Consider the following 26,745-nt stretch of genomic DNA (forward strand, 5'->3'; position numbering starts at 1 on the left):
CTACGGTTGTGCCTGTGGGTCAGGCGGTCTGTTGCGACGACGCGTGGCTCGAAGCGTTGGCTTCGACCGCCTGCAGCAGTTGGGCTGCCGCTGCAACGGCGATCACTTCGGGCGCCTTGTCGACGATGCCGTCGATGCCGATCGGACACACCATCCTCGCGATGCGCGCGGGGTCGATCCCGCGCGCCGCGAGCCGATGCTCGAACTGCTTCTTCTTCGCAAACGAGCCGATCATGCCGAAGAACGCAAAGTCGCCGCGTCTGAGAATGCACTCCGCCAGCGCGAGATCCACCGTGTGGTTGTGCGTCATCACGATGAAGTACGCGTTGGGCGGCGCATTGTCGACGGCTTCATCGGGCGCGCCGTTCGGCTCGATCGTTACGTTTTCCGGCACGGACTGCGGCGCGGCGAACTGGCCGAAGCCGGCGGCGTCCCGCTCGTCGACCCAGGTGACGTGACAGGGCAGCGTCGCGAGCACGCGCACGAGCGCCGCGCCAACGTGTCCCGCGCCGAACAGCACGACCTGGAAATCGCGCGGCGCGATGGTTTCGGTCAGGAGCGCGCCGCTCTCGTCGAAACCGGCGCCGTCCCACAAGAGGCAGTCGGCGTCGGTCGCGCCCGGTTCGGGGTCGGAGAGCATGACGGCATCGGGCATCGGCGCGAACGAGACGCTGCGCACGGTCGACAAACCCTGCGCGGTGCGCTTCGCAAGCGTCGTCACCCAGTTCAGATCGGATACGTCGAGCCGCTCGAACGCCAGCACGACCGCGCCGCCGCAGCACTGGCCGAGGCTCGGGCCCAGAGCGAAACGCTCCAGCCGCCTCATGCGCGGGCTGCGCATGCCGTCCTTCAGCACTTGCCGTGCGGTCTCGATGGCCTTCCATTCCAGATGGCCGCCGCCGATCGTGTAGCGCGCGTCCTCGCGCGTGACGATCATCTTCGTGCCCGGCTCGCGCGGCGCGGAGCCTTCGACACGCGCGACCGTCACGAGCACGACGGCGTCGCCGTGCGCGAGCAGGTGTTGCAGGTCGTTCAGCCAAACTTGCATCGGTGAGCTCCAGAAATGTCGGTTTGCGTCGTTGCAGGCGTTAGTTTACCGGGGCCGCTTCCTCCGCCTCGACAGAGAGCGCGTCAAGAATTGCCTCCGGCGTCGCCGGCGCGCGCAGTTTGGGCGCATCGGTTGAATCGGGGGAAACCGATGCGATCGCCGCGCGTATCGCGAGCAGCACCGAAAACGACAGCAGGAGCGGCGGCTCGCCGACGGCTTTCGAACGGAAAATCGTCGGCTCCGCGTTGTCATTACGATAGAGCGCGACGTTGAAGATCGCGGGCGCGTCGCTGACGGCCGGGATCTTGTAGGTCGACGGCGCATGCGTCATCAGGCGTCCGTCGCGGTTCCACCACAGTTCTTCGGTCGTGAGCCAGCCCATGCCCTGGATGAAGCCGCCTTCCACCTGGCCGATATCGATCGCCGGATTGATCGAGCGTCCCGCGTCATGCAGCAGATCGGCGCGCAGGAGCTTCCACTCGCCGGTGAGCGTATCGACGACGACTTCCGACACCGCCGCGCCGTACGCGAAGTAATAGAACGGATGGCCTTGCAGCGTCTTCGCGTCCCAGTGCACTTTCGGCGTGGCATAGAAGCCGTCCGACCACAGTTGCACGCGCGCGAGATACGCGGCCGCGACGAGCTGATCGAACGGCATCTGCCCGCCGTTCACGTCCACGACGCCGCCGTGAAAGCGTACGTCGGCTGCATTGCCGCCGAGCTGCTTGACGACGAGCTCGGCGAGACGCGCGCGGATCGTGAGTGCCGCGGCTTCGGCGGCCTTGCCGTTCAGATCGCTGCCCGTCGATGCCGCCGTCGCCGATGTATTCGCGACCTTCGATGTGTCGGTCGCCGTGACGCGCACGCGCTGCAAGCCGACGCCGAACACGCTCGCGACGACCTGCGCGACTTTCGTGTTGAGGCCTTGTCCCATTTCGGTGCCGCCGTGATTGACGAGCACCGAGCCGTCCTTGTAGACGTGCACGAGCGCGCCCGCCTGGTTCAGGAACGGCACGTTGAACGAAATGCCGAACTTGACGGGCGTGAACGCGATGCCGCGCCTGAGCACGCCGTTTTTCGCGTTGAACGCGGCGACTTCGGTGCGGCGCTTCTGATACTCGCTCGACGCGACGAGTTCGTCGGTCAATGCCGCGATCACGTTGTCCGCGACCGGCTGACCGTAAGGCGTCACGTTGCGATCGCCGATGCCGTAATAGTTCGCGCGCCGCACGTCGAGCGGATCGCGCTTCAGCCGATGCGCGATCTCGTCTAGCATGACTTCCATCACGAGCGCGCCTTGCGGGCCGCCGAAGCCGCGAAACGCGGTGTTCGACTGCGTGTTGGTCTTGCAGCACAGCGCGCGGATCTCGACATCGCCCAGAAAGTACGCGTTGTCGAAGTGGCATACGGCGCGCGTGGCGACCGCACCGGACAGATCCGCTGAATAGCCGGCCCGCAACGCGATCTCGACGCGCACGCCGGCGATGCGCCCGTCGTCATCGAAGCCGCATTCGTATTCGTAGACCGCGTCGTGACGTTTGCCGGTGATCATGAAGTCGTCGTCGCGATCGGCGCGCAGCTTCACGGGACGCTTCAGCCAATGCGCCGCGAGCGACGCCACGCACGCGAACAGCGCCGATTGGGATTCCTTGCCGCCGAAGCCGCCGCCCATGCGCCGGCATTCGCACAGCACGGCGTGTGTCGGCCAGTCGAGCATGTGCGCGACGACCTGCTGCATCTCGCTCGGATGCTGCGTCGAGCTATGGACGAGCATGCCGTCCTGCTCTTTCGGAATCGCGTAGGCGACCTGTCCTTCGAGATAGAACTGCTCCTGCCCGCCGACTTCGAACTCGCCCGCGAGCCGATGTTTCGCCGATGCGATGCGCCCGGCCGCGTCGCCGCGACGCAAGTGCAGCGGCGGCAGGACGAACTGGTTGCGCGCCTTCGCTTCGCGCGGCGTCAGCACGGCTTCGAGCGGCTCGTAACGAACGACATCCTCGCTTTTCGCGAGCGCGGCGGCGCGGCGCGCCAGATCGCGACTCTCGGCGATGACGGCGAATACCGGCTGGCCGAGGTACTGCACGACATCGGCGGCGAGAATCGGATCGTCGTGCAGCACCGGGCCGCAATTGTTCTCGCCGGGAATGTCCGCGGCCGTGAGCACCGCGACGACGCCGGGCGCGGCGCGCACCGCGTCCAGATCCAGCGACACGATGCGCGCATGTGCGTGCCGCGACAGGCCGAGCGCCGCGTGCAGCGTGCCGCGCAACTCGGGGATGTCGTCGGTGTACACCGCTTCGCCGCTCACGTGCAGCGCCGCCGATTCGTGCGGCAGCGACGCGCCGGCGGCGTCGATATCCATCGGTTCGGTCAGTCGGTTCATGACGTTTCCTCCCCATGCGCGGCGTACGCGAAGGCATTCACTTCGGCGGGCGCGAGCGGCGCGTCCGGTCGCGTTTCCAGATAGAAGCGCCACAGTACGTTGCGCGCCACTTTCGCGCGATAGGCGCTCGACGCGCGCATGTCGGTGAGCGGCTGGAAATCGGCGTCGAGCGCGGTCATCGCGGCGCGTGCCGACGCTTCGTTCCACTCGCGCCCGATGAGCGCCGCCTCGGCCTGCGCCGCGCGTCTGGGCGTCGCCGCCATGCCGCCGAACGCGATGCGCGCATCCGTCACGCGATGGCTGTCGTCGAGCCAGATCGCGAACGCCGCGCAGACCGCCGAAATGTCCTGGTCGTAACGCTTCGACACCTTGTAAGTCCGAAAGCGCAACGCCGCGACCGGGCGCGGTACGCGAATCGCCGCGACGAATTCGCCGGCATCGAGCGCGGTCTTCTGATAGCCGAGATAGAACGCGTCGAGGCGCACCGTGCGGGTCTTGTCGGCCTTCTGCAGCACGAGTTGCGCATTCAGCGCGATGAGCGCCGGCATCGAATCGCCGATCGGCGAACCGTTCGCCACATTGCCGCCGAGCGTGCCCGCGTTGCGGATCGGCCGCGACGCGAACCGCGTCCACAGCTCGGCAAGCCCGGGATAGTCGGCGGCGAGCGCGGCATACGCGTCTTCGAGCGAGGCCGCCGCGCCGATCGTCAGCGTGTGCGCGTCGCGCTCGATCGTCTTCAGCTCGTCGACGTTGCCGATGTAGAGCAGCTCGCCGAGATCGCGGAACTGCTTCGTGACCCACAGGCCGACATCGGTGCTGCCCGCGAGCAGGCGCGCGTTCGGATGCGCGGCGCGCAACCGGGCGAATTCGGCGCGCGTGACGGGCGCGTGGAAGGTGTGCTGACCGGATGCATCGGACGCGCGATATTCGAACGTCTGCGTGCGCTTCAGTGCGATCAACTGTTGCGTGAGGGCGTCGGCATCGAAGGGCGGACGCGGATACTCGAACATGCGCTGCGCGGCATCGACGATCGGCCGATATCCCGTGCAGCGGCACAGATTGCCCGAGAGCGCGGCGGCGATTTCGTCGCGCGACGGCGGGCCTGCATCGCGCGGATGACGGTGATAGAGCGCCCACAGCGACATCACGAAGCCCGGCGTGCAAAAGCCGCATTGCGAGCCGTGACAGTCGATGAGCGCCTGCTGCACCGGATGCAGCGTGCCATCCGCACCACGCAGATCTTCGACGGTGAAGAGGGCGCGGGAATCGAGCGTCGGCAGAAACTGGATGCACGCGTTGACGGCTTTGAGCGCGAGTGCCCCGCAAGCGTCGAGCTCGCCGATCACGACGGTGCACGCGCCGCAATCGCCTTCCGCGCAGCCTTCCTTCGTGCCGGTGCAAAGCGCGTCCTCGCGCAGATGCTGAAGCACCGTGCGCGTGGCGGGCGCGCCGCCGATTTCGCGCACGGCGCCGCGTTGAAGGAAGCGGATGGTTTGCGTTGTCATGACTCAGGAAGACATTGCGGACCGGGCGCGCGTTACGCGGTTTCCGTTCGTTTCATGGTTGGCGTGAGAAAACGCTCAGGCTGCCTTTGAACGAATCGGACTGCGCGCACGTAGATCGCCATCCAGACGCGACCTTAACACCCCAATATCCCAAAAATATTGTCGGGCACGTATCAAGATTATGCGGATGCGCTGATGCGGGAAAGGAGGAAGCGCGGAGTGCGCAGTGAAGCGGAGAAAACGGGCGGCGCGCGAATGTCGCCGCCCGGAACAAATTACCGGACCGTCGTGCGCAACTTGCGCTTCAAACGCACGCTCGCCGCGACCAGCACGAAAATCAGCACAAACGCGATGAGCGACCATTGCGGCAGAGACAGACCGAGAATCGGCGGATACGGCGTTTCGCACAGACCCGCGACCTTGAATACCTGCGGCAGCCAGCTTGCGGGCGGCAGACCGTCGACGATCGGCTGAAGCGCATCGAAACCGCAACTGAAGCCGGGATGTGATTGCACATAGACGTGGCGCGCGGCGGTGGCGGCGCCGCCGAGCGCCGAAATTGCGACGAGCGTTTCGAGCAGCGCAATGCCGCGCCAGTTACGGAAGGCCGCACCGAGAAACGCGAAAATCGCGACCAGCACGAAAAAATAGCGCTGGATGATGCACAGCGGGCAAGGATCTTCGCCGTGGAAGAATTGCAGATACAGCGCGCCGCCGACGAGCCCGAGACTGACGAAACCGAGCAACACGAGCAGGCGGCGCTCGCGGCGCATCACCCGGTCGTCCTGATGCATCGTGAAGTGATTCAAAGAGTTGTTCATTATTTCTCAACGATTCGAGAAGGAAGCACCTGAGTTGCGCGGGGATCGCGGTGAATTCTAGCGCGAACGCCCGATGCGCAAAATCAGCCGCGATGTTCGGCCGCGATGTTCGGCCGCGATGTTCGGTCGCGATGGTCAGCTGTTTTTCAGGCGCTCAGCGGGTCGTCTCCAGCACCGCTTCGACGGCGCGCCCGATCGACAGCAGCGTGTCATCGGCGTTCGGCGCGCCTGCGAGCATCAGGCCGACGGGCGCCTCGCCGCGCGGATGGCAGGGCAGCGACAGCGCGCACGCATCGAGGAAGTTGAAGGCCGTCGGGTTGCGGAGAATCAGCGCATTGGTGCGCGTGAAGGCGTCGTCGTCCGTTTCCAGATCGGCGATGCGCGGCGGCAGCACCGGCACGGTCGGGCAGATGATTGCGTCGAAGCGCTGCCAGAGCGTCGTGCGGGCTTCTTCGATCATCGCGGCGCGCGCCTCGCACAAGTCGATGTAGTCCGCCGCGCTGGCCGCTTCGGCGCGCTTCAGACGCGCGAGCACGCGCGGGTCGTAATCGTTGCCGCGCTCAGCCATCAGCTTCCGATGCCACGCGTAAGCCTCGATCGCCACGAGCGGATAGCGATTGATGTCAGGCAGCCGATCGAGCGGCGCGAAACGCACGTCTTCCACGAGCGCGCCCGCCGCGGCGAGGTGATTGACTGCGGCGGCGACCGCACTCGCGACGGGCGATTCGACGCCATCGGTCACGTAATTCGTGAGCACGCCGAGGCGCACGCCGTCGAGTGGGCGCGTGGCGGGCACGCCCGGGTCGCGCCCGGCGAGAATGCGGTCGACGAGCGCGCAGCACGCGACCGACACGCCGATGGGCCCGAACGAATCGAGCGTTTTCGAAAGCGGCACGCCGCCTTGCTTCGGAATGCGGCTCGCGGTCGGCTTGAAGCCGGTGAGGCCGCACAGCGCGGCGGGAATGCGGATGGAGCCGCCCGTGTCGGTCCCGAGCGCGACGGCGGCCATGCCGTCCGCGACCGACGCCGCCGCACCCGACGACGAGCCGCCCGCGATGCGCGCGTCGCCCGGCACGTCCGCATGCCACGGCGAGCGCGGCGTGCCGTAGTGCGGGTTCAGCCCGAGGCCGGAGAATGCGAACTCGCTCATGTTGGTGCGCCCGACGATTACCGCGCCCGCGCGGCGCAGGCGCGCGACGGCGATGGCGTCGGCCTTCGCGGGAGCGGCATCCTGCAACGCTTTCGAGCCGGCTCGCGTCACTTCGCCTTCGATATCGAAGAGATCCTTGATCGACACCGGAATGCCCGCGAGCGGCGAGAGCACGGTGCCGGCGCGGCGCAGCGCATCGTGGGCATCGGCGGCGGCGCGGGCGTGTTCGGCATCGACATGGAGGAAGACGGTCGAGCCCTGTCCGGCAGGATCGGCGATGCGCTCGAGCGCCGCCTCGACGAGCGCGCGGCTCGTCGTGCGGCCGCGCTTCAGATCGGCGGCGAGTTGGGCGAGCGGGGCGAACTGCGGCGAAGTGGTCGGCATGGCGTCGGGCAGTGGCGTTGCCTGATGCGAGAAGGTCGGGCGCGCCCGGCGTTTCGCATCGGCAGTGAATGAAGGGGCGCCGTTCGCAAAGCCGGGGCGCCCGAGGTGGCTGTCATTCTAAGCCACCGCCGCCGATCGAACACCGCTCAGATCGTGCGCGAGAAGCGCCGCAGGCTCGCTTGTCCCAGATAGCGGTCGAATACCGAGGCGATATTGCGCACCAGCATGCGTCCGGCGGGCAGCACGCGGATCGCGTCGCGAGAGAGGTCGATGAGGCCGTCGTCGGCCATCGGCGCGAGGCGCGCGAGTTCGCTGGCGAAAGCGGCCGGGAACTCGATGCCGTGCGCGCTCGCGACATCGTCGAAACGCAGCTCGCCGCCGCACATGAGACGCATGATGATGTCGCGGCGGAGTTCGTCATCGGCGCAAAGACGCACGCCGCGCGCGATGGCGAGATCGCCCGCGTCGATCGCCGCGGCGTAGTCGGCGAGTTCGCGCGCGTTTTGCGCGTAGACATCGCCGATCTTGCCGATCGACGACGCGCCGATGCCGATCAGATCGCAATCCGCCCGCGTGCTGTAGCCCTGGAAGTTGCGCTGAAGCGTGCCGGCTTCGAACGCGCGCGCGAGCTCGTCGCCCGGCAGCGCGAAGTGATCCATGCCGATGTACACGTAGCCCGCTTCGCCCATGCGCGCGATCACGCGCTCGAGAATCGCGAGCCGCACGGCAGGCGAGGGCAGCGCGCTTTCGTCGATTTGCCGCTGCATCTTGAAGAGCGACGGCATGTGCGCGTAGCCGAACACGGACACGCGATCCGGTTTCAGATCGATGATCGTGTCGAGCGTGCGCGAAAAGCTCTCGACGCTCTGATGCGGCAGGCCATAAATCAGGTCGACGCTCACGGACTCGAAGCCGTTCTTGCGCGCGGCGTCGAGCACCGTTTCGGTCATTTCGCGCGGCTGGATGCGATTGACGGCGCGCTGCACGCGTTCGTCGAAGTCCTGCACGCCGAGGCTCAGCCGATTGAAACCGAGCTCGCGCAGCAACGCGATCGTCGCCTCCGACGCCTCGCGCGGATCGACTTCGATCGAATATTCGGCGCGCTCGTCGGCGACGAGATTGAAATGCTCGCGCGTGGCGGACATCAGTTCGGCCATCTCGTCGTGCGAGAGGAAGGTCGGCGTGCCGCCGCCCCAGTGAAGCTGCGTGACCGGACGCGAAGTGTCGAAGAGCGCGGCCTGCAAGGCCAGTTCGCGCTTCATCCGGTCGAGATAGGGGCGTGCGTGCGCGCGATTTTTCGTCGCGACCTTGTTGCAGCCGCAGTAGAAGCAGACGGTGTCGCAGAACGGGATGTGGAAGTAGAGCGAGAGATCGGCGTTCGCTTTCGCCTTGCTCGCGGCTTCGCGATAATGCGCGGGGTCGAACGTGTCGGTGAACTGGACGGCGGTCGGGTAGGACGTGTAGCGCGGGCCGTGCGCGTCGTAGCGCGTGAGCAGATCGGGACGAAAGAGCGGGGCGGCGGCAGTCATGGCGAACCTCGGGGAATCTTCCGAGTGTAGTCGGGCGGTGAACGCGGCATTGCGCGATAAGGTCGCAGCCTGATAGCAGCGATTTGACGAAGCGCAAAGATGAGGCGTGGGACAATATCGTTTCTTTTTATGCGGTTGAGTGTCGCCATGCCGATCGATTCTTCGTCTCATGCCTGCCGGGAAGGTTGCGGCGCCTGCTGCATCGCGCCGTCCATCTCGAGTCCGATTCCAGGAATGCCGGAAGGCAAGCGCGCGGGCGAGCGTTGCGTCCAACTGGGCGACGATCTGCGCTGCGGGATTTTCGGCGATCCGCGCAGGCCGGCGTGCTGCGGCGGTTTGCAGCCGTCCGTGGAGATGTGCGGAGAGACGCGCGAATATGCGCTGACGTGGATCGAACGACTGGAAACGCAGACGCGGCCGACGCAACTGTCTCGATGATCGGCAGTCCAATTCGCGAATCGCCCCACACGGCGCAGACTTGAAAAAAAGCTTTGGAGGATTACGCATGACGGAACCCGTCGCGCCGCTGCGGCGCCGGTTCGTGCTGGCAGGACTGGTGTCTTTGTCCGCACTCGCATTCACTTCGACGGCGCAATCCGCGTCGAACTCGATATTCCCCTTCATTCCGGACCACTACACATTTTCGACGCAGCAGGTTCAGCAAGCCGTCGCGCGCAAATTCCCGCTGCAACGCACGGCGTCGCAGATATTCGATGTCGTCCTGAGCAATCCGGTCGTTGGCATGGCGCCGGATCGGAATCGCGTGACGGTGCGCGTCGACGCGCGTCTGTCCACGCCATTCATGCCGAATCCCGTGATCGGCGCGTTCACGCTCTCGACGCAACTCGCTTACGACGCGCCGAGCCGTTCAGTCATTCTCGTCTCGCCATCCGTTGACGATGCGCAGTTTAGTGGTGACGCCGGGCAGTACAACCAGCAGATTGCGTCGGTCGGCGCGCAACTCGCCGCGCAATTGCTCGATCGTTATCCGATCCACACCTTCAAACCCGAGGAACTCCAGTTCGCCGGCGTGTCCTACGAACCCGGTACAATCACAGTCCTTACAAACGGCATACGTGTGCAGATCGTTGAGAAGTGAGTCGAAATCTCTGCGCAATGTGCTCCGCAAGCAACGGCGATAACGGCGAACAAGGGCTGAACGGATGGACTGGATATTGATGGTGAAGGCGCTCATTCTGGGCGTCGTGGAGGGCTTGACCGAATTCCTGCCGGTTTCGAGCACGGGGCATCTGATCGTGGCGGGCAGTTTGCTGAATTTCACCGACGCGCAATCGAAAACCTTCGATGTCGTCATCCAGTTCGGCGCCATTCTCGCGATCTGCTGGGAATATCGCGGGAAGATCGGTTCCGTGGTCACGGGTCTGCCCGTACGCGCCGATGCGCGGCGATTCACGCTGAACCTGATCATCGCGACCATTCCGGCCATCGTGCTCGGTCTGCTTTTCGAGAAGGGCATCAAGTCGGTTCTGTTCTCGCCGGTGCCGGTGTCGGTGGCGCTGATCGTCGGCGGCATCGTGATCTTGTGGGCCGAGTCGCGCCAGCGCGAACGCGCCGTCACGCCACGCGTGCAATCCGTCGATGATCTCTCTTACACGGATGCCTTCAAGGTCGGTCTCGCGCAGTGCTTCGCGCTGATTCCGGGCACCTCGCGTTCCGGCGCGACGATCATCGGCGGGATGCTGTTCGGACTCGAACGACGCGTCGCCACCGAGTTTTCGTTCTTCCTCGCCATTCCGATCATCTTCGGCGCGACGCTCTACGAAATGGCGAAGTACTGGCGCACGCTGACCGTGAACGATTTCGGGCTCTTCGCGGTCGGGCTCGTCGCGGCCTTCATCAGCGCCTTCGTCTGCGTGCGGTGGCTGCTGCGCTACGTCGCCTCGCACGATTTCACGGCGTTCGCGTGGTATCGCATCGGCTTCGGCTTGCTGATTCTGATCGTCGGATACAGCGGGGGCTTGAGCTGGGCCGACTGACGCGCGTCTCGCCGCGCAGGATGCAAAGCGCCACGGCTTGCCGTGGCGTTGTCGTTTTTTGCCCGGGCGCGTTTCAGCAGCGGCGGAACATCAGGTCCCAGACCCCGTGTCCGAGCCGCAGTCCGCGTCGCTCGAACTTGGTGACCGGACGGAAATCGGGGCGCGGCGCGTACCCGTCCGCGGTATTTTCCAGTGCCGGCTCGGCGGACAGCACTTCGAGCATCTGCTCGGCATAGTTCTGCCAGTCGGTCGCAAGATGGATGTAGCCGCCCGGTTTCATGCGCGACACGAGCAGCGCGACGAACTTCGGCTGGATCAGGCGGCGCTTGTGATGACGCGCCTTGTGCCACGGATCGGGGAAGTAGATGTGCACGCCGTCGAGACTGTCGGGCGCGATCATGTGTTCGAGCACTTCAACCGCGTCGTGCTGAAGGATCCGGATATTGCCGAGCCCTTGCTCGCCAATCAGCTTCAGGAGTGCGCCGACGCCCGGCTCATGCACTTCCACGCCGATGAAGTCATCGCCGGGACGCGCGGCCGCGATCTCCGCCGTGGTGGCGCCCATGCCGAAGCCGATCTCCAGCACGCGCGGCGCCTGTCGGCCGAAGAGCGCATCCCAATCGCCGGGCTGAGGCGCGTAGGGCACGACATAGCGCGGACCGAGATCGTCGATTGCGCGCTGCTGGCCCGGCGACACACGGCCCGCGCGCGTGACGAAGCTGCGGATGCGGCGATGGCGCAGCGTGACGTCTTCGCCGCTGTTGACCTCGGGCTGGTGATTGCCGTTGGCGTCGGCGTCGTCCTTGGGATCGTGGTTCATGAGGCGATGCTGGAAACGGATGCGGGAAACTAAAAAGCCGCCCAAACGTGACTTGGGGCGGCTTTCGCTGGAATTCTGGAGCGGGCGATGGGAATCGAACCCACGTCAGTAGCTTGGGAAGCTACGGTAATAGCCATTATACGACGCCCGCATGAACCGGCTATTGTAAGCGCAACACGCCCCGAGGCGCAATTGCGCCCGGCGTTCAGATCCCGAACAGCGTCATCGAGACGGCGACGCGCGTCACGACCATCAGCAGCACCTGCACGATCACGAAGAGCAGGATCGGCGAGAGATCGATGCCGCCGAGCCGCGGCAGAATGCGCCGCAACGGATCGAGGAACGGCGCGGTGATCTGGTAGAGCAGCGGCATCGCAGGCGACTGCGGATTGAGCCATGACAGCAGCGCCATCAGGATCGTCACCCAGATGACCAGGTTCAGCGCCCACTTGACGACGGTCAGCAGCGCGACGAGCAGAAGGATCGGCGCCATGAGCGTCGGATCGACGCCTGCGAGCACGACCATCAGCGTGACATAGACAGCCGACGCGATGAATGCCGCGACGATGCTCGCCCAGTCGATCTTCCCGCCGGGCAGGATCTTGCGCAGCGGCAGGACGATCCAGTTGGTCGCCTGCATGACGGCGTTCGAGACCGGGTTGTAGGGCGGCATGCGCACGACCTGTATCCATGCGCGCAGCAAAAGCGCCGCGCCGAACAGGGTGAAAAGCGTGTTAAGCAGAAAACGGGCGATATCGCCGAACATCTCGGGTCCTCTAGGATGCGTGCGCAGTGTCGCGACTTGCGCCGGGTCGTATTGACGAAGAGTGAAGGAATGCGGAGGTGCTAGCGGGCGAAGATCCGGCCGGTGGTGGTCTCGGAGGAGCGCTCGGCCATGCGGCGCGAATCGTGAATGCTGACCTTGATCATTGTTCGTTCTCTGGACTTGAGTATCGTGCCGAAGCCAGCGCATCGCGCGCGATCCACGCGATCGCGCCCGTTCCCTTCGATGAAGCGTCGCGATTGACTGAATGCGGCGACTCGGATTCCCCGCCCAGCAGGCGTGCCTGATGGGGGACGGACGTCACCTTAACATGGCTTTAAGGCCGCTTGGGGACGTTGTCGCACGTGGCGCGAGCGATTCTCCGGACAATGGCGTGAAAGGCAAGTGAAAGTGGTTCGCGAGGGCGCTCGCGCCACCCAACGTCACCATCGGAAAACCCTAGTGTTGCCAATCCGAGACGATCTCGAAAACGCTTATTTCACGCAAAACTGGCAGGATATAAATACAAAGCAAACAGTGGCGGGCTTATTTTGTGGTCGAAGTACTGGCGAGCGGAAGTGGAAAGGCCGGTTTCCGGATTCAAGGGTATCTTTCCTGCTGTACGTGGTTAGACGCACATTCGACGTCATTCTAGGTTTCTTTGCGAACATCGAGGAACGAACCGGCGCTCAATACTAACGAGAACAAGGATTCAGCGGCAGACGGCATGCGGCCGAAGCCGCCCGTTCTCCCTTAAGGGTTTCATTCGCTACGTTCGGAGGTCGCCATGAGCATTTTCTCTTACCGAAAGCATCTGCGCTTCTTGAGCCAAGCCCAGCGGCGCCGCTGGTGGGACCAGAAGAAGCGCCTTACGCCACGGGTGGTCATCGGCGCGGCGTATGTGCCGCCCAACGTCACGCGTGAGTTCGCTTACGTGAAAGTAGGCTGAAGCGAACCGTTTAAAAATCTCGCGGAGTACATAAAAAGCCCCGCCGGACGCGCTGTCTGGCGGGGCTTTTCGCTTCATTTGTAAATAGACGTTACGCATTTTTTGCCGTTTTCAGCGGGGCGTCTCGTGCATCGCTCGCCAACGACCGCCGAACGGCGAATTCGAACACTTTCGCCGGCGACGTCGGGCTTTCACGTCCGCGCCGGCGTTAAGGAACTTGCAATTTGCAACAAATGGCCCCTGCGACCGACCGTCTTTTTCGATAAATTTAGTTCATACCGTCGCTCGTGAGCCGTGGATACCGGCCACACGCGAAGCGGCGAGGAGAACGAAAGTGAAAAAGCTCGGTGGTTTGTTGGTTGCTGGTGCGCTCGGCGTCGGTTTTGTCGGTGCTGCGCAGGCGCATGTCTCAGTTGGCGTGGGCATCGGGGTGCCAGCCTATCCGGTCTACGCTGCGCCGCCCGCACCCGTCTATGTAGCTCCGCCGCAGCCCGTGTACGTCGCGCCGCCGCCACCGGTCGTCTATGGGCCGCCGCCTGCCGTGGTCGTAGGCGGTTACGGCGGATATGGCGGATATGGCGGATATGGCGGATACCGCTACTACGGCCGTCCGTACTATCGGCATCATGGCTACTACCGTCATGGTCCGGGCTGGCGTTACTGATCGGTCCGGCGGGCAAATCAAGAAGGCGATGCAAGCGTGCGTCGCCTTCTTCGTTTCAGGGCTTTTGAATTCTGCGATGGAACTGGGAGAATGGTGATCCCCTTCAACTCGCACGCCCACGCCGATGTCCTCTCTTCCTGCCCCGACTTTCGATGACGTCGCCGATGCCGCCCGGCGCATCGAAGGCGTCGCCCATCGCACGCCCGTCCTGACTTCCCGCACTGCCGATGCTATCGCGGGCGCGTCGCTCTTTTTCAAGTGCGAGAACTTCCAGCGCATGGGCGCGTTCAAGTTCCGCGGCGCCTACAACGCGCTCTCCCATTTCGACGACCGGCAGCGCGCCGCGGGCGTGATCACGTACTCGTCCGGCAATCATGCGCAGGCGATCGCGCTGTCCGCGAAGCTCGCGGGCATCCGCGCAACGATCGTGATGCCGGAGGACGCGCCCGCCGCGAAGATGGAGGCGACGCGCGGCTACGGCGGCGAAGTGATCACCTACGACCGCTACACGCAAAACCGTGAGGAAATCGGCCGCAAGCTGGCCGATGAGCGCGGCATGACGCTGATCCCGCCTTACGATCATCCGCATGTCATCGCCGGGCAGGGCACGTCGGCGAAGGAACTGATCGAGGAAACCGGGCCGCTCGATTATCTGTTCGTGTGCCTGGGCGGCGGCGGGTTGATCGGCGGATGCGCGCTCGCGGCGGCGGCGCTGTCGCCGGACTGCAAGGTGATCGGCGTCGAGCCGGAAGCGGGCAACGACGCGCAGCAGTCGCTCGCGCGCGGCGAGATCGTGCATATCGAGGTGCCGCGCACGATCGCCGATGGCGCCGCGTCCACGCATGTCGGTGAATACAACTTCCCGATCATCCAGCGTCACGTCGACCGGATCGTCACCGTGAGCGACGCGCAGTTGATCGAGACGCTGCGCTTCTTTGCGCAGCGCATGAAGATGGTCGTCGAGCCGACCGGCTGTCTCGCGGCCGCGGCCGTCCTGCAGAAGGTCGTGCCGGTCGAAGGCAAGCGGGTCGGCGTGATCGTGTCGGGCGGCAACGTCGATCTCGCGAAGCTGGCTCAGTTCGTCGCGTGATGATGGTGCTTCGTCATGATGTCGCGTTGACGATCAGATCGCGGTAGCCGTTGACGATCACGCTGTACGCGAAGTACGCGAAGAGCAGGGTGGACATCACGTGGCACGCGCGCAGGAGCTGGGTTCCGGCGCGCTTTCTGCCGTGGCTCGCGAGCGTGCAGATAAAGATGGTCCAGCCGAGTCCGCCGCAGAAAAAGCCGATCAGAAACACGGACGCGGAGACGGGGCTCGTCGCGCCGGACTTGGCGATGAGCGCGCCGCCGACCGCCGCGAACCACAGGATTGCACTCGGCGACGACACCGCGAGCAGGCATCCGCGCAAGAAGCTTTTCCAGTGGCCGGGACGGGGCACGGTGAGATCCGCTTCGCCTTCGACGGGCGGCGCGGATGCCGGATTGAGCGCTTCCCGCGCCATCTTCCACGTGAGGAAGAGCAGCACGATCGCACCGCCGATCCACACGACCCAGCGCACCGCGGAAAACTGCAGCAGCGCCGACATGCCCGCGAGCGCGAGCATCGCATAGACCAGATCGCCGAAGCATGTCCCGAGGCCGAGCACGAGCCCCGGTTTGAAGCCATGCGACAGCGCAAGCGAAATGATCGCGACATTGGCGATCCCGATATCCAGACACAGCGACAGCGACAGAAAGAAACCGTCCGACAGCAACGACCACGAATGCATATTGTTATTGATGGTTGTGAAGCTCGAAACTCACGTCGAGACGGCCGGTCGGCACGTTCATCGTGTTGCGCGTCGGCGGATTGCGGAACGCGGCGAGCGCGTCGCGTTGCCGTTGCGTGCCGATGCCGAGCGTATCGAGCACGCGGACGACGACAGCATTGAGCACCGACGTGTTGCCGTCCTCGACCTTCACCGCGATGCCGATCGGACCTCGTTCGCGGCGCACGCCGATTGCATAGCTTGCATCCGCGCCCGTCTTGCCGACGAGCGTGCCGCCGAACGCCTGCATCGACAGCGTGCAGAAACGCCCTTCGCCGGCAACGAGCTCCGGATGCGACGTCATCGCGCGATGGATGCGCGCAAGCGGCGAGCCGTCCGGCGCGGCGGCGATTTTCATATAGAGCCGCGCGAGACGTTCGAGCGGGAAGGCGGGCGTCGGCAGATTGCAGCCGTCGATGGCCCATTGCACAGCGTCGTCGGTGAGATCGACCGCGCGCGCGACCGTGCGCTTCACGTGCGTCTGGAACGGATGATCGGGCAGGTGATAATCGCCGGGCGGCGCGTTCATCGCCCGCGCGCCGGCGAGCATGCCGGCGTGCTTGCCGGAGCAGTTGCTGCAGGCGGGAGTCGGCGTGAAGTCGCGCCTGATCCAGTCCTTGTACACCGCCTCCGAGATCGGAGGATGGCCGCCGCAGCGCAGATCGCTTTCGCTCGCGTTCGACCGGGCGAGCATCGCGAGCGCGCGCTCGATATGATGCGGCTCGCTGCTATGCGATCCGCACATCAGCGCGAGGTCTTCGTCGGTGAAGCCGAAGCGCTCGAGCGCGCCCGTTTCGATCACCGCGAGCGCCTGCGCGGGCTTCGCAGCCGAGCGCGGCAGCGTCACGCGATGCGGATCGCCAAAGGAATGCACGAGGCGTCCGTTTGCATCGACGACGGCGACGTGCGCCGCGTGCGTGTTCTCGACGACATCGCCTCGATAGAGCGTGGCTGCGATCATGATTTATCCAGTCCGATTTCAGTCCACAGCGTATCGACGCGGCGCTTCACCGCTTCGTCCATGACGATCGGGCGGCCCCATTCGCGACTCGTCTCGCCGGGCCATTTGTTGGTCGCATCGAGCCCCATCTTCGAGCCGAGGCCCGCGACCGGCGACGCGAAGTCGAGATAGTCGATCGGCGTGTTGTCGACCATGACGGTGTCGCGCGTCGGATCGACCCGCGTCGTGATGGCCCAGATGACTTCCTTCCAGTCGCGCACGTTCACGTCTTCATCCACCACGACGATGAACTTCGTGTACATGAACTGACGCAGGAAGCTCCACACACCGAACATCACGCGCTTCGCGTGGCCGGGGTAGCTCTTCTTCATCTGCACGATCGCCATGCGATAGCTGCAACCTTCGGGCGGCAGATAAAAATCGGTGATCTCGGTGAACTGCTTCTGCAGGAGCGGCACGAACACTTCGTTCAGCGCGACGCCGAGCACCGCGGGCTCGTCGGGCGGCTTGCCGGTGTAAGTGGAATGGAACAGCGCGTCGCGGCGCATCGTGATTTTCTCGACGGTAAAGACCGGAAACCACTCCTGTTCGTTGTAGTAGCCGGTGTGATCGCCGTACGGCCCTTCGAGAGCGTGCTCGTATTTCGCGGCGGCAGAAGCCGATGGACGCGGCGGCGCGCCTTCGGGTGCGGGCGGCGGCGTGCCGTCTTGCGGATAGATGAAGCCTTCCAGCACGATCTCGGCGCGCGCCGGCACCTGAAGCGTATCGACGCCCGGCGTCAGGCATTTCGCGAGCTCCGTGCGCGAGCCGCGCAGAAGGCCCGCGAACTGATATTCGGACAACGAATCGGGCACGGGCGTCACGGCGCCGAGGATCGTCGCGGGATCGGCACCGAGCACGACCGCCACCGGATACGGCTTGCCGGGATTCGCGAGCGCGAACTCGCGAAAGTCGAGCGCGCCGCCGCGATGCGCGAGCCAGCGCATGATGAGCTTGTTGCGCCCGATGAGCTGCTGCCGATAGATGCCGAGATTCTGGCGCGGCTTGTTCGGCCCGCGCGTGACGGTGAGACCCCAGGTGAGCAGCGGGCCGGCGTCGCCGGGCCAGCACGTCTGGATCGGCAGTCGATTGAGATCGACGTCCTTTCCTTCCCACACCACTTCCTGGCAAGGCGGCGCGCTGACCGACTTCGGTGCCATGTCCCACACGGCTTTCGCGAGCGAGAGCAGTTTGCCCGCGTCTTTCAGGCCCTTCGGCGGCTCGGGTTCCTTGAGCGCGGACAGCAGCCTGCCGACATCGCGCAACGAACTGAGCGCGGCGACGTCGCTGCCGAGGCTGACATCGGCGCCGCCTTGCGCCTCCGTCTCGATGCCCATGCCGAGTGCGACGCGCCGGGTCGTGCCGAACAGGTTGGCGAGCACGGGCATCGTGTGGCCGGTGGGCGCTTCGAAAAGCAGCGCTGGGCCGCCCGCGCGCAACACGCGATCCGAGACTTCGGTGATTTCGAGAACGGGGGAAACGGGCTGCCGAATGCGGCGCAGTTCACCGAGCGCCTCGATGCGGGCAATGAAGTCGCGCAGATCTTTGTATTTCATCGATGGTTGAAAGTGGACTCGAAGGCGCCGGAGCATGAAGCTCGACGGACGGGGCGGCTGCGCGCCAAGCGATTGTCGATTTTACCTGCGTGCGCGTCCGTGCGTTGGGGGACATTCAGTGAATTCCGCCGGGAATCGCCCGTCATACGTGCTTTTCGAGTGCTGAACACTGTTCAATATAACTGTAAGTAATTGAAACACAAGTCTATAGCATTGACGGATAATTAAACCCTGCTAGAATCGCTTGGCATCCATTGCAGGTTTTGAAACTTTTTACCTTCGCCTCAGGTCTGTTCTGACGCAACGTGCGTCGCCTGCGCCGTTCCTGCCCGGCGACTCACGGTGGTTGGTTGTCCTGGCCGGCGTTTTTCGCGCCGGTCTTTCGCGTGGAAGGTCATTGCGCATGAGGGCATGCAGTTCGTGCCGCGCAGCCCGGCAGTCTTTTGCCGGATCGGCTTTCCAGACGGCGCATGCCGTATCCCCGATGCCGCTTGTGCTTGCCGAGAGCAAGCGGTGTCTGATTTGCGCTCCGAATACGCGCTTTATTCGTATTCATCTGCGCAAATCATGCAACATTGGGAGTATCGATGAACACTTCGGTTTGGTGGGGTTCCGACACCCGCGCCGCGCAGATCGTGCGCGTGGCGCTGCGTCGCGGACGCCGTTTGAGTCACCATGTCTTCGCGATGGTCGGTTGTGCTGCCGTCGTCAGCGCGCTTGCATTGTGGTTGCTGCCTTCCTGGCGCACGAACTTTGCCGCAAAGATCATGCCTTTCGTGTCGGCTGCCGTTCAGGCCGGGCCGGCACGCCTGCTCGCGGGCCAGCCGTTGCCGCCGTTCTCGGCGGTGCATCGCGCGCCTGGCGGTTCCACGCTGCCCGTAGACGTCGCTGCTAACGCGGCTCCATCGGACGATCTCAAGGCGCCTGCGACGGGGCCGTCGCTCGGTGCCGCCGCCGGCGACGACGCGAGCACGCGTCAGCTCACCGGGGGCATCAGCCTCGCCGTATCGCCCAACGGGCTCGACCCGCGCACGATGCCGTCCGCCGGCATGCTCGCGAGCATGATTCCGACGCAACGCGTGGTCGCCGATGCACGCGACGACCGGGTGCTCGTGTCGACGCGCGAGCAGAAGCTCGTGTCGAACTTCATCGCGCGACGCTATCGCGTGGCGGAAGAGCCGGTCGCCGAGCTCGTGCGCGCCGCGTTCGATACCGGACGCGAAGTCGGCCTCGACCCGCTCCTGCTGCTCTCGGTCATGGCGATCGAATCGGGCTTCAACCCGTATGCGGAAAGCGGCGTCGGCGCGCAGGGCCTGATGCAGGTGATGTCGAAGGTTCATTCCGACAAGTTCGAATACTTCGGCGGCTCGCACGCGGCGCTCGATCCGCTCGCGAACATCAAGGTCGGCGCGCTCGTGCTGAAGGATTGCATCGCGCGCGGCGGCTCCGTGGCCGGTGGCCTGCGCTATTACGTGGGCTCGACGACGCAGGATGACGGCGGCTACGGCGCGAAGGTGCTGGCCGAGCGGACGCGTCTGCGCGATGTCGCGCGCGGTCGCAACGTGCCGATCAACGCACCGCAGGCGCCGGTTCAGGCTGCGCCGAAGCAGGTTCTAGCCTCGACCGCAACCGAGAAGCGCGTTCACGTGACGATCGATGCGGCGAAGAAGGCAGCGGCGCAGGACGACGGCGATGGAGAAACGAAGCACGTCGCGTCGGCGGAGTTCGGCGCTTGAAGGTTTGGTCGGACACAAAGAAAAAGGGCACCTTTGCGGTGCCCTTTTTTCGTTCTTGCGACGTCTTTTTATCGGCGGAATAGCGTGCCTAGCCGCTCGACGGCTTCCTCCAGCTTCGAATACGCCGTCGCATACGACAGACGGATATAGCGCTCCGGCGCATGAAACCCGAAATCCGCGCCCGGCACGAGCACGACGCCCGCGTCGTGGAGCATCGAGTGCGTGAGTGCGTCGCTGTTGCCCGCAGCGGGGTGATGAACCGTCGTCGTGTCGGCATAAACGTAAAACGCGCCGTCGGGCACCACGGGCACGCCGAAGCCGAGCGAACGCAGCGCCGGCACGATGTAGTCGCGTCGACGCTTGAATTCGAGGCGGCGCGCTTCGTAAATCGCGATCGTCTGCGGCTCGAAACACGCGAGCGCCGCGTGCTGCGCGAGTGCCGACGCGCAGATGAACAGGTTCTGCGACAGCTTTTCGACCGCGCTCACCATCGAGCGCGGCACGACGAGCCAGCCGAGCCGCCAGCCGGTCATGTTGAAGTACTTGGAAAAGCTGTTCACGGTGACGACGTCGTCACCGAAGGAGAGGGCGGACACGGGCTTCGCGTCGTAGCTCAAACCCTGATAGATCTCGTCGACGATCGTGAAGCCGCCGCGTGCGCGCACCGTGTCGACGATGCGCCGGAGTTCATCGGGCTCGATCGACGTGCCCGTCGGATTCGACGGCGACGCGAGGAGCACGCCGCGTGTGGCCGGTCCCCAGCTTTCCTCGACATGTTCCGCCGTCAACTGAAAGCGCTCGGCTGGACCGCTCGCGATGAGCACCGGTTTGCCATCGGCCGCCGACACGAAGTGCCGGTTGCACGGGTAGCATGGATCGGGCATCAGCACTTCGTCGCCGTTATCGACAAGCGCCATGCACGCGAGCAGCAGCGCCGCCGACGCGCCCGCCGTTACCACGATGCGCTCCGGATCGACCGTCAGGCCGAACGTATCGCGATAATGCCGCGCGATCGCCTCGCGCAGCGGCGTGATGCCGAGCGCGTTGGTGTACTGCGTGACGCCGCGCTTCAACGCATCGGCGGCGGCGTGGATCACGGGCTCGGGCGCGGTGAAGTCGGGCTCGCCGATGCTCATGTGGATGACGTCGCGGCCCGCGCGTTCGAGCGCCTGAGCCTCTTTCATCAGCTCCATCACATAGAACGGCTCGATTGCATCGACGCGCGACGCCAGCCGCACGAGAGGTTCCGCACCCTGGCCCATTTATGCTCCGCGTCCGCGCGCCTGCGCCTCGGTCGGGCGCATGACGACGGCGAGCTTGTCGAGCACGCCGTTCACGTATTTGTAGCCGTCCGAGCCGCCGAAGGTCTTCGTCAGCTCGACCGCCTCGTTGATGACGACGCGATACGGCACGTCGATGTGATGCTTGAACTCGAACGCGGCCACGAGCAGCACCGCGCGCTCGACCGGCGACAACTGCTCGATCGGGCGGTCGAGGCACGGCTGCAACTGCTCGGACAGCGCGGCGGATTCCTTGATCACGCCGTGCAGGATCGCATCGAGATGCGCCTGATCGGCCTTGTCGAAGCCTTGCGCGTTGCGCAGTTGCGCGTCGATTTCGCCGGCGGGCGCGCCCGACAGCAACCATTGATAAAGCCCTTGCGTCGCGAGTTCGCGCGAACGGCGTCGTGCGCTCTTCATGCGCGGTCCTCGTCTTCTTCGTCTTCGTCTTCGTCATCGCCGTCGAGCTGCTCGAGCGCGACGGACAGATTCGCCATTTCGACCGCCACGCGCGCGGCGTCGCGGCCCTTTTCGGTCATGCGGGCAACGGCCTGCTCGTCGTTTTCGGTCGTCAGCACGGCGTTCGCGACCGGAATGCCGAAATCGAGCGCGATACGCGAGATGCCCGAGCCGCTCTCGTTCGACACGAGCTCGAAGTGATACGTCTCGCCGCGCACGACGGCGCCGAGCGCAATCAGTGCGTCGAACTGGCCGGATTCCGCGAGCTTCTGCAGCGCGAGCGGAATTTCGAGCGCGCCCGGCACGGTGACGAGCAGCACGTCCTGGCCGATCACGCCGAGGCGCTCCAGCTCTTCGATGCAGGCGTCGGCGAGGCCGTTGCACACCGGTTCGTTGAAGCGCGACTGCACGATGCCGATGCGCAAGCCGTCACCGTCGAGGTTCGGCTGATATTGTCCGATTTCCATGAATGAGGTCTTCCCTTGGAATTGTGTGGAATAGGGTTGTGCGGGCCGGCGGTCTCAGGCCGAGCGCAACTGGGTGATGGCGGTTTCCGTCGGCGCGGCGGTGGCGGGGCAGCCGGGCATCGGCACGAAGCCCGTCACTTCTAGCCCGTAGCCCGACATGCTGCCGAGCTTGCGCGGCGTCGCGAGCACTTCCATTTTGCCGACGCCGATATCGCGCAGAATCTGCGCGCCGATGCCGTAGGTCTTGAAGTCGATCGGGCGGCGCTTCAGTTCGGCCGCCTTGTCCTTCTGGTCGAAGGCGCGGAACACGTCGACGAGATGCTCCTTCGTGTCGCCGCAATTGAGCATGACGATCGCGCCGAGATCGCGCGCGGCGATTTCCTTCATCGCGGCGTCGATGGTCCACGAGTGCGTCGACGAATCGATTTCGAGCAGATCGAGCACCGAGAGCGGCTCGTGCACGCGCACCGGCGTGTCGCGGTCGGGATGCGGTGTGCCGCGCACGAGCGCGATATGGGGCGAGTGCGTCGGCTCGTCGCGATACAGCACCGCGCGGAACGGGCCGTGCGCGGTCTGCATCGTGCGCTCGCAGACTTTCTCGATGATCGACTCGGTGCGGCTGCGGTAGTGGATCAGATCGGCGATCGTGCCGATCTTGATGCCGTGCTGCTCGCCGAATTGAATGAGGTCCGGAAGGCGCGCCATCTCGCCGTCGTCCTTGATGATCTCGCAGATCACCGCGGCGGGCGTGAGGCCCGCGAGCGCGGTCAGATCGCAGCCCGCTTCGGTGTGGCCCGCTCGCACGAGCACGCCGCCCGGCTGCGCCATGATCGGGAACACGTGGCCCGGCTGAACGATATGCTCGGCGCGCGCGTCGTGGGCGACCGCCGTGGCGATCGTCCTTGCACGGTCCGAGGCGGAAATGCCGGTCGTCACGCCCTCGGCGGCTTCGATGCTGACCGTGAAAGCCGTGCCGTACTGCGTGCCGTTTCGATGCGTCATGAGCGGCAGGTTCAGTTGCCTGCAGCGCTCCTGCGTGAGCGTGAGACAGATGAGCCCGCGGCCGTGCTTCGCCATGAAGTTGATGGCTTCGGGCGTCACGAATTCGGCGGCGACGACGAGATCGCCTTCATTTTCGCGGTCTTCTTCGTCGACGAGGATCACCATCCGGCCGGCTTTCAGTTCAGCGATGATCTCAGGAGTGGAGGCGAGCGACATGATGACGTCCCGTGCGGGTCCGGTTTGGGGAAAGCGCGTATTTTACGCCACGGACGATGGACAGTCGGTGAAATCGGCGGGCAGACGGGCGGGAGGCCTTCGTGGCCAACGAGTGGCCCCGGCGCCGCGCAAAAGAGGCTCAGATTAGCGCGCGCTCATCATCCGTTCGACATATCGCGCGATCAGATCGATTTCCAGATTGACCTTCGCGTCTCTGGAAAGCGCCTTGAGCGTCGTGACTTCAACGGTATGCGGAATCAGGTTGATGGAGAATTCGCAGCCGTCGGCACGGTCGCTCACGGAGTTCACGGTAAGACTCACGCCGTTCACCGTCACCGAGCCTTTGTAAGCCAGATATTTGCCGATGTCCTTCGGCGCGACGATGCGCAGTTCATGCGATTCGCCGACGGGTTCGAACTTCGACACGACGCCCAGTCCATCGACGTGCCCGGAAACGAGATGCCCGCCGAGCCGGTCGTGGGCGCGCAACGCCTTCTCCAGATTCACTTCGACGCCCGCTGCGCCGAGCCCGACCGTCTTGTTGAGGCTTTCGCGCGACACTTCGACATCGAACGCATTGGACGACTTCTGGATCACCGTCATGCACGCGCCCTGGATCGCGATGCTATCGCCGAGTTCGACATCGGCGAGATCGAGATCGCCCGCGGCGACCGTCAGGCGAACGCCCGCTTCGGGTTCCGAACCGAGCGGCGTGACCTTTTCGATGCGGCCCACCGCCGCGACAATTCCTGTAAACATCGGCTTCGTTCCTTGAAATCGGTGTGCAATCAGCGCGCGACGTTCGCCTCGGCGAAGCGCGCAAGTATGCGCAAATCGTCCCCGAGCCGGTCGATGCGATGAAATTTCAGATGGGGCCGCGCGTCGAGCGTATCGGGCGGCGCGAAGTCGAACATGCCCGGCGCGCTGCCAAGCAGGCTCGGCGCGAGATAAATCAGCAGTTCGTCGACGCAGCCCTCGCGCAACAGCGAGCCGTTCAGTTTGTGACCCGCTTCCACGTGCAGCTCGTTGATGCCACGATCGGCGAGCGCGGTGAGCATCGCGGGCAAATCGACCTTGCCGTGCTCGTTGGACAGCTCGATCAGATCCGCGCCTTTCTCACGCAGCGCGTCGATGCGGGCGGGATCGGCGTCGGCGGCATGGAAGATCCACGGCGGCGCGCCCTCGAGAATGCGCGCTTCGTTCGGCACGTCGAGACGGCTGTCGATCAGCACGCGTTGTGGCTGGCGCGGCGTGTCGACCGCGCGCACGGTCAGTTGCGGATCGTCCTCCCGTACCGTGCCGATGCCCGTCAGGATCGCGCAGGCGCGGGCGCGCCACGCATGGCCGTCGGCGCGTGCGTCCTCGCCGGTGATCCACTGGCTTTCGCCGGTCGGCAGGCCGGTGCGGCCGTCGAGGGTGGCCGCGACCTTCATGCGCACCCACGGACGGCGGCGCGTCATGCGCGACACGAAGCCGATGTTCATCTCGTGCGCCTCGTTCGCGAGCAGCCCGCAGCGAACGTCGATGCCCGCATCGCGCAGCATCGTGAGTCCGCGCCCGGACACCGACGGGTTCGGGTCCTCCATCGCCGCGATCACTTTTTCGACGCGCGCGTCGATGAGCGCGTGCGCGCACGGCGGCGTTCGCCCGAAATGGCTGCACGGTTCGAGCGACACATACGCCGTCGCGCCGCGCGGATCCTTGCCGCGCGAACGCGCGTCTTTCAGCGCCTGCACTTCGGCGTGATCCTGGCCGGCCGGCTGCGTGTAGCCCATGCCGATCACTTCGCCGTTCTTGACGAGCACGCAGCCCACGCGCGGATTCGGCGTGGTCGTATACATGCCCTTCGAGGCGAGCGCGAGCGCGCGCTCCATATACGTGAAGTCGGTTTGCGAGAACATCGGCGCGGCCCGCGAGCGTCAGGCGGCGAGCGACGCGAACGCGCCGCGCGCGGCGTCGATCGTCGCGTCGATCACGGCGTCGTCGTGCGCGCTCGACACGAAGCCCGCTTCGAACGCCGACGGCGCGAAGTACACGCCCGCATCGAGCATCGCGTGGAAGAACGCGTTGAAGCGGCGGGTGTCGCCCTGCTGGATCTGCGCGAAGCTGCCCGGCACGCGATCCATGAAATACAGGCCGAACATGCCGCCGATCGAATCCGCGGAGAAGGGCACTTTCGCCTCGCGGGCGGCGGCGCTGAGGCCGTCGACGAGCTTGCGCGTCTGCCTGGCGAGATCGTCGTAGAAACCGCGGCGCTGGATCAGTTGCAGCGTCTTGAGGCCCGCGGCCACGGCGATCGGATTGCCCGAAAGCGTGCCTGCCTGATAGACGCCGCCCAAGGGCGCGAGATGCGCCATGATGTCCCGGCGTCCGCCGAACGCAGCCGCCGGCATGCCGGCGCCGATGACCTTGCCGAGGCACGTGAGGTCCGGCTTGATGCCGTAGACCTCCTGCGCGCCGCCGAGCGCGACGCGAAAGCCGCACATCACTTCGTCGAAAATCAGCACGGCGCCGTACTCGCTGCAGCGCTCGCGCAGCGCGTTGAGGAATTCGGGCGTCGCGCGCACGAGATTCATGTTGCCCGCGACCGGCTCGACGATCACCGACGCGATCTCCGACCCGAATGCCTTGAACGCCTCGTCGAGTTGCTCGACGTTGTTGTACTCGAGCACGGTCGTGTGCTTGGCGATATCGGCGGGCACGCCTGCGGACGTCGGATTGCCGAACGTCAGGAGGCCCGAACCGGCCTTGACGAGCAGGCTGTCCGCGTGGCCGTGATAGCAGCCCTCGAACTTGATGATGCGGCTGCGGTTCGTGAAGCCGCGCGCGAGGCGCAGCGCGCTCATCGTCGCTTCGGTGCCGGAGGACACCATGCGCACCTGTTCGATGGACGGTACGAGCTTGCAGATTTCCTCGGCGATCTCGATTTCGGCTTCGGTCGGGGCGCCGAAGGAAAAGCCGTCCGCGAGCACGCGCTGCACGGCGTCGAGCACCTCGGGATGAACGTGGCCGAGAATCATCGGGCCCCACGAACCGATGTAGTCGATATAGCGCTTGCCGTCCGCATCCCAGAAATACGCGCCTTGCGCGCGCTCGATGAAGCGCGGCGTGCCGCCGACCGAGCGGAACGCACGCACCGGCGAGTTCACGCCGCCGGGAATGGTTCGCTGGGCGCGTTCGAAGAGAACTTGATTCTTGGACATGG

Annotated in this window: 25 protein-coding genes and 1 tRNA gene; 7 read left to right on the forward strand and 19 right to left on the reverse strand. The window is 65.1% G+C overall.

Translation table 11 applies throughout. From position 1 onward, the window contains the following. Positions 1–19: 19 nt before the first annotated feature. The 6 genes from xdhC to hemN form a co-directional block, all read right to left on the reverse strand. Entirely contained in the window at positions 20–1,048 is a 1,029-nt protein-coding gene (xdhC, locus tag NCS58_RS04480; protein ID WP_061118869.1) for a xanthine dehydrogenase accessory protein XdhC, read from the reverse strand. Positions 1,049–1,088: 40 nt separating this feature from the next. Next, a complete protein-coding gene (gene xdhB / locus NCS58_RS04485) occupies positions 1,089–3,431 on the reverse strand; it encodes a xanthine dehydrogenase molybdopterin binding subunit (protein ID WP_250537964.1) in 2,343 nt (780 codons plus the stop codon). After that, the gene (gene xdhA, locus NCS58_RS04490) at positions 3,428–4,936 is read right to left on the reverse strand and encodes a xanthine dehydrogenase small subunit (protein ID WP_250537965.1); all 1,509 of its coding nucleotides are present in this window, start codon (positions 4,934–4,936) and stop codon (positions 3,428–3,430) included. The genes xdhB and xdhA overlap by 4 nt, the downstream gene beginning before the upstream one ends. Positions 4,937–5,211: 275 nt before the next feature. Continuing rightward, positions 5,212–5,730 carry a disulfide bond formation protein B gene (locus NCS58_RS04495; protein WP_061118918.1) on the reverse strand — a complete coding sequence of 173 codons (519 nt, stop codon included), beginning with the start codon at positions 5,728–5,730 and terminating at the stop codon, positions 5,212–5,214. A 181-nt stretch (positions 5,731–5,911) separates the two neighbouring features. After that, complete coding sequence (locus NCS58_RS04500) at positions 5,912–7,291, reverse strand: amidase (RefSeq protein ID WP_061118872.1); 1,380 nt, start codon at positions 7,289–7,291, stop codon at positions 5,912–5,914. A gap of 146 nt (positions 7,292–7,437) precedes the next feature. Continuing rightward, positions 7,438–8,820, reverse strand: a complete 1,383-nt coding sequence (gene hemN / locus NCS58_RS04505) for an oxygen-independent coproporphyrinogen III oxidase (protein WP_250537966.1) — start codon at positions 8,818–8,820, stop codon at positions 7,438–7,440. Positions 8,821–8,967: 147 nt separating this feature from the next. Between hemN and NCS58_RS04510 the strand changes: the two genes are divergently transcribed. The 3 genes from NCS58_RS04510 (at position 8,968) to NCS58_RS04520 (ending at position 10,817) form a co-directional block, all read left to right on the forward strand. Continuing rightward, on the forward strand, positions 8,968–9,258 hold the full coding sequence (locus NCS58_RS04510; RefSeq protein WP_250537967.1) for a YkgJ family cysteine cluster protein: 291 nt from the start codon (positions 8,968–8,970) through the stop codon (positions 9,256–9,258). A 67-nt stretch (positions 9,259–9,325) separates the two neighbouring features. After that, positions 9,326–9,919: a DUF1439 domain-containing protein gene (locus NCS58_RS04515; RefSeq protein ID WP_061118875.1), complete on the forward strand. Its 594-nt coding sequence runs from the start codon at positions 9,326–9,328 to the stop codon at positions 9,917–9,919. Positions 9,920–9,983: 64 nt separating this feature from the next. Beyond that, on the forward strand, positions 9,984–10,817 hold the full coding sequence (locus NCS58_RS04520; protein WP_061118876.1) for an undecaprenyl-diphosphate phosphatase: 834 nt from the start codon (positions 9,984–9,986) through the stop codon (positions 10,815–10,817). Between the two features lie 73 nt (positions 10,818–10,890). Here the strand turns inward: NCS58_RS04520 and trmB are convergent, their stop codons facing one another. The 3 genes from trmB to NCS58_RS04535 form a co-directional block, all read right to left on the reverse strand. Next, entirely contained in the window at positions 10,891–11,637 is a 747-nt protein-coding gene (trmB, locus tag NCS58_RS04525) for a tRNA (guanosine(46)-N7)-methyltransferase TrmB (protein WP_250537968.1), read from the reverse strand. 76 nt (positions 11,638–11,713) lie between these two features. Beyond that, positions 11,714–11,788 (reverse strand) — tRNA-Gly (locus NCS58_RS04530). Between the two features lie 54 nt (positions 11,789–11,842). Next, a complete protein-coding gene (locus tag NCS58_RS04535; protein WP_061118878.1) occupies positions 11,843–12,403 on the reverse strand; it encodes a YggT family protein in 561 nt (186 codons plus the stop codon). Positions 12,404–13,187: 784 nt separating this feature from the next. Here NCS58_RS04535 and NCS58_RS04540 point away from each other — a divergent pair. The 3 genes from NCS58_RS04540 (at position 13,188) to NCS58_RS04550 (ending at position 15,103) form a co-directional block, all read left to right on the forward strand. Further along, positions 13,188–13,349: a hypothetical protein gene (locus NCS58_RS04540; protein WP_167354150.1), complete on the forward strand. Its 162-nt coding sequence runs from the start codon at positions 13,188–13,190 to the stop codon at positions 13,347–13,349. A 334-nt stretch (positions 13,350–13,683) separates the two neighbouring features. Beyond that, the gene (locus tag NCS58_RS04545; RefSeq protein WP_250537969.1) at positions 13,684–14,013 is read left to right on the forward strand and encodes a hypothetical protein; all 330 of its coding nucleotides are present in this window, start codon (positions 13,684–13,686) and stop codon (positions 14,011–14,013) included. 124 nt (positions 14,014–14,137) lie between these two features. Further along, positions 14,138–15,103, forward strand: a complete 966-nt coding sequence (locus NCS58_RS04550; protein ID WP_061118880.1) for a threo-3-hydroxy-L-aspartate ammonia-lyase — start codon at positions 14,138–14,140, stop codon at positions 15,101–15,103. 13 nt (positions 15,104–15,116) lie between these two features. Here the strand turns inward: NCS58_RS04550 and NCS58_RS04555 are convergent, their stop codons facing one another. From NCS58_RS04555 to NCS58_RS04565, 3 genes are read right to left on the reverse strand one after another with little or no spacing between them, the layout of a single operon-like run. Further along, positions 15,117–15,785 carry a LysE family translocator gene (locus tag NCS58_RS04555; RefSeq protein ID WP_250537970.1) on the reverse strand — a complete coding sequence of 223 codons (669 nt, stop codon included), beginning with the start codon at positions 15,783–15,785 and terminating at the stop codon, positions 15,117–15,119. Positions 15,786–15,789: 4 nt separating this feature from the next. Then, positions 15,790–16,785 (reverse strand): asparaginase, encoded by a 996-nt coding sequence (locus NCS58_RS04560; protein ID WP_250537971.1) that lies wholly within the window; start codon positions 16,783–16,785, stop codon positions 15,790–15,792. Beyond that, positions 16,782–18,380, reverse strand: coding sequence for a UbiD family decarboxylase (locus NCS58_RS04565; RefSeq protein ID WP_250537972.1), 1,599 nt, complete (start codon positions 18,378–18,380; stop codon positions 16,782–16,784). Before NCS58_RS04565 ends, NCS58_RS04560 begins: the two co-directional genes overlap by 4 nt. 587 nt (positions 18,381–18,967) lie before the next feature. Between NCS58_RS04565 and NCS58_RS04570 the strand changes: the two genes are divergently transcribed. Next, positions 18,968–20,116: a lytic transglycosylase domain-containing protein gene (locus tag NCS58_RS04570; RefSeq protein WP_061118884.1), complete on the forward strand. Its 1,149-nt coding sequence runs from the start codon at positions 18,968–18,970 to the stop codon at positions 20,114–20,116. Between the two features lie 68 nt (positions 20,117–20,184). Here NCS58_RS04570 and NCS58_RS04575 read toward each other — a convergent pair whose 3' ends face one another. The 7 genes from NCS58_RS04575 to hemL form a co-directional block, all read right to left on the reverse strand. Next, on the reverse strand, positions 20,185–21,378 hold the full coding sequence (locus tag NCS58_RS04575; RefSeq protein WP_250537973.1) for a pyridoxal phosphate-dependent aminotransferase: 1,194 nt from the start codon (positions 21,376–21,378) through the stop codon (positions 20,185–20,187). After that, positions 21,379–21,816 carry a transcription antitermination factor NusB gene (gene nusB, locus NCS58_RS04580; protein WP_061118886.1) on the reverse strand — a complete coding sequence of 146 codons (438 nt, stop codon included), beginning with the start codon at positions 21,814–21,816 and terminating at the stop codon, positions 21,379–21,381. Next, complete coding sequence (gene ribH, locus NCS58_RS04585) at positions 21,813–22,322, reverse strand: 6,7-dimethyl-8-ribityllumazine synthase (RefSeq protein WP_061118887.1); 510 nt, start codon at positions 22,320–22,322, stop codon at positions 21,813–21,815. The genes nusB and ribH overlap by 4 nt, the downstream gene beginning before the upstream one ends. 54 nt (positions 22,323–22,376) lie before the next feature. Further along, positions 22,377–23,540, reverse strand: coding sequence for a bifunctional 3,4-dihydroxy-2-butanone-4-phosphate synthase/GTP cyclohydrolase II (ribBA, locus tag NCS58_RS04590; protein ID WP_250537974.1), 1,164 nt, complete (start codon positions 23,538–23,540; stop codon positions 22,377–22,379). Between the two features lie 144 nt (positions 23,541–23,684). Further along, positions 23,685–24,299 carry a riboflavin synthase gene (locus NCS58_RS04595; RefSeq protein WP_061118889.1) on the reverse strand — a complete coding sequence of 205 codons (615 nt, stop codon included), beginning with the start codon at positions 24,297–24,299 and terminating at the stop codon, positions 23,685–23,687. 29 nt (positions 24,300–24,328) lie between these two features. After that, a complete protein-coding gene (gene ribD, locus NCS58_RS04600) occupies positions 24,329–25,441 on the reverse strand; it encodes a bifunctional diaminohydroxyphosphoribosylaminopyrimidine deaminase/5-amino-6-(5-phosphoribosylamino)uracil reductase RibD (RefSeq protein ID WP_061118890.1) in 1,113 nt (370 codons plus the stop codon). An 18-nt stretch (positions 25,442–25,459) separates the two neighbouring features. Then, positions 25,460–26,743, reverse strand: a complete 1,284-nt coding sequence (gene hemL, locus NCS58_RS04605) for a glutamate-1-semialdehyde 2,1-aminomutase (protein WP_250537975.1) — start codon at positions 26,741–26,743, stop codon at positions 25,460–25,462. Positions 26,744–26,745: the final 2 nt, after the last annotated feature.

It is taken from the genome of Caballeronia sp. INML3B (assembly GCF_023631305.1).
GTDB classification, from domain to species: domain Bacteria; phylum Pseudomonadota; class Gammaproteobacteria; order Burkholderiales; family Burkholderiaceae; genus Caballeronia; species Caballeronia turbans.

Excerpts from the sequence above, each read along its gene's own strand:
- NCS58_RS04595 (WP_061118889.1), bottom strand. The coding sequence starts at position 24,299 with ATGTTTACAGGAATTGTCGCGGCGGTGGGCCGCATCGAAAAGGTCACG.
- ribBA (WP_250537974.1), bottom strand. The coding sequence starts at position 23,540 with ATGTCGCTCGCCTCCACTCCTGAGATCATCGCTGAACTGAAAGCCGGC.
- NCS58_RS04560 (WP_250537971.1), bottom strand. The coding sequence starts at position 16,785 with ATGATCGCAGCCACGCTCTATCGAGGCGATGTCGTCGAGAACACGCAC.
- NCS58_RS04555 (WP_250537970.1), bottom strand. The coding sequence starts at position 15,785 with ATGCATTCGTGGTCGTTGCTGTCGGACGGTTTCTTTCTGTCGCTGTCG.
- hemL (WP_250537975.1), bottom strand. The coding sequence starts at position 26,743 with ATGTCCAAGAATCAAGTTCTCTTCGAACGCGCCCAGCGAACCATTCCC.
- NCS58_RS04515 (WP_061118875.1), top strand. The coding sequence starts at position 9,326 with ATGACGGAACCCGTCGCGCCGCTGCGGCGCCGGTTCGTGCTGGCAGGA.
- xdhA (WP_250537965.1), bottom strand. The coding sequence starts at position 4,936 with ATGACAACGCAAACCATCCGCTTCCTTCAACGCGGCGCCGTGCGCGAA.
- NCS58_RS04500 (WP_061118872.1), bottom strand. The coding sequence starts at position 7,291 with ATGCCGACCACTTCGCCGCAGTTCGCCCCGCTCGCCCAACTCGCCGCC.
- xdhC (WP_061118869.1), bottom strand. The coding sequence starts at position 1,048 with ATGCAAGTTTGGCTGAACGACCTGCAACACCTGCTCGCGCACGGCGAC.
- NCS58_RS04510 (WP_250537967.1), top strand. The coding sequence starts at position 8,968 with ATGCCGATCGATTCTTCGTCTCATGCCTGCCGGGAAGGTTGCGGCGCC.
- NCS58_RS04540 (WP_167354150.1), top strand. The coding sequence starts at position 13,188 with ATGAGCATTTTCTCTTACCGAAAGCATCTGCGCTTCTTGAGCCAAGCC.
- ribH (WP_061118887.1), bottom strand. The coding sequence starts at position 22,322 with ATGGAAATCGGACAATATCAGCCGAACCTCGACGGTGACGGCTTGCGC.
- NCS58_RS04550 (WP_061118880.1), top strand. The coding sequence starts at position 14,138 with ATGTCCTCTCTTCCTGCCCCGACTTTCGATGACGTCGCCGATGCCGCC.
- NCS58_RS04570 (WP_061118884.1), top strand. The coding sequence starts at position 18,968 with ATGAACACTTCGGTTTGGTGGGGTTCCGACACCCGCGCCGCGCAGATC.
- hemN (WP_250537966.1), bottom strand. The coding sequence starts at position 8,820 with ATGACTGCCGCCGCCCCGCTCTTTCGTCCCGATCTGCTCACGCGCTAC.
- nusB (WP_061118886.1), bottom strand. The coding sequence starts at position 21,816 with ATGAAGAGCGCACGACGCCGTTCGCGCGAACTCGCGACGCAAGGGCTT.
- NCS58_RS04535 (WP_061118878.1), bottom strand. The coding sequence starts at position 12,403 with ATGTTCGGCGATATCGCCCGTTTTCTGCTTAACACGCTTTTCACCCTG.
- trmB (WP_250537968.1), bottom strand. The coding sequence starts at position 11,637 with ATGAACCACGATCCCAAGGACGACGCCGACGCCAACGGCAATCACCAG.
- ribD (WP_061118890.1), bottom strand. The coding sequence starts at position 25,441 with ATGTTCTCGCAAACCGACTTCACGTATATGGAGCGCGCGCTCGCGCTC.
- NCS58_RS04495 (WP_061118918.1), bottom strand. The coding sequence starts at position 5,730 with ATGCATCAGGACGACCGGGTGATGCGCCGCGAGCGCCGCCTGCTCGTG.
- NCS58_RS04565 (WP_250537972.1), bottom strand. The coding sequence starts at position 18,380 with ATGAAATACAAAGATCTGCGCGACTTCATTGCCCGCATCGAGGCGCTC.
- NCS58_RS04575 (WP_250537973.1), bottom strand. The coding sequence starts at position 21,378 with ATGGGCCAGGGTGCGGAACCTCTCGTGCGGCTGGCGTCGCGCGTCGAT.
- xdhB (WP_250537964.1), bottom strand. The coding sequence starts at position 3,431 with ATGAACCGACTGACCGAACCGATGGATATCGACGCCGCCGGCGCGTCG.
- NCS58_RS04520 (WP_061118876.1), top strand. The coding sequence starts at position 9,984 with ATGGACTGGATATTGATGGTGAAGGCGCTCATTCTGGGCGTCGTGGAG.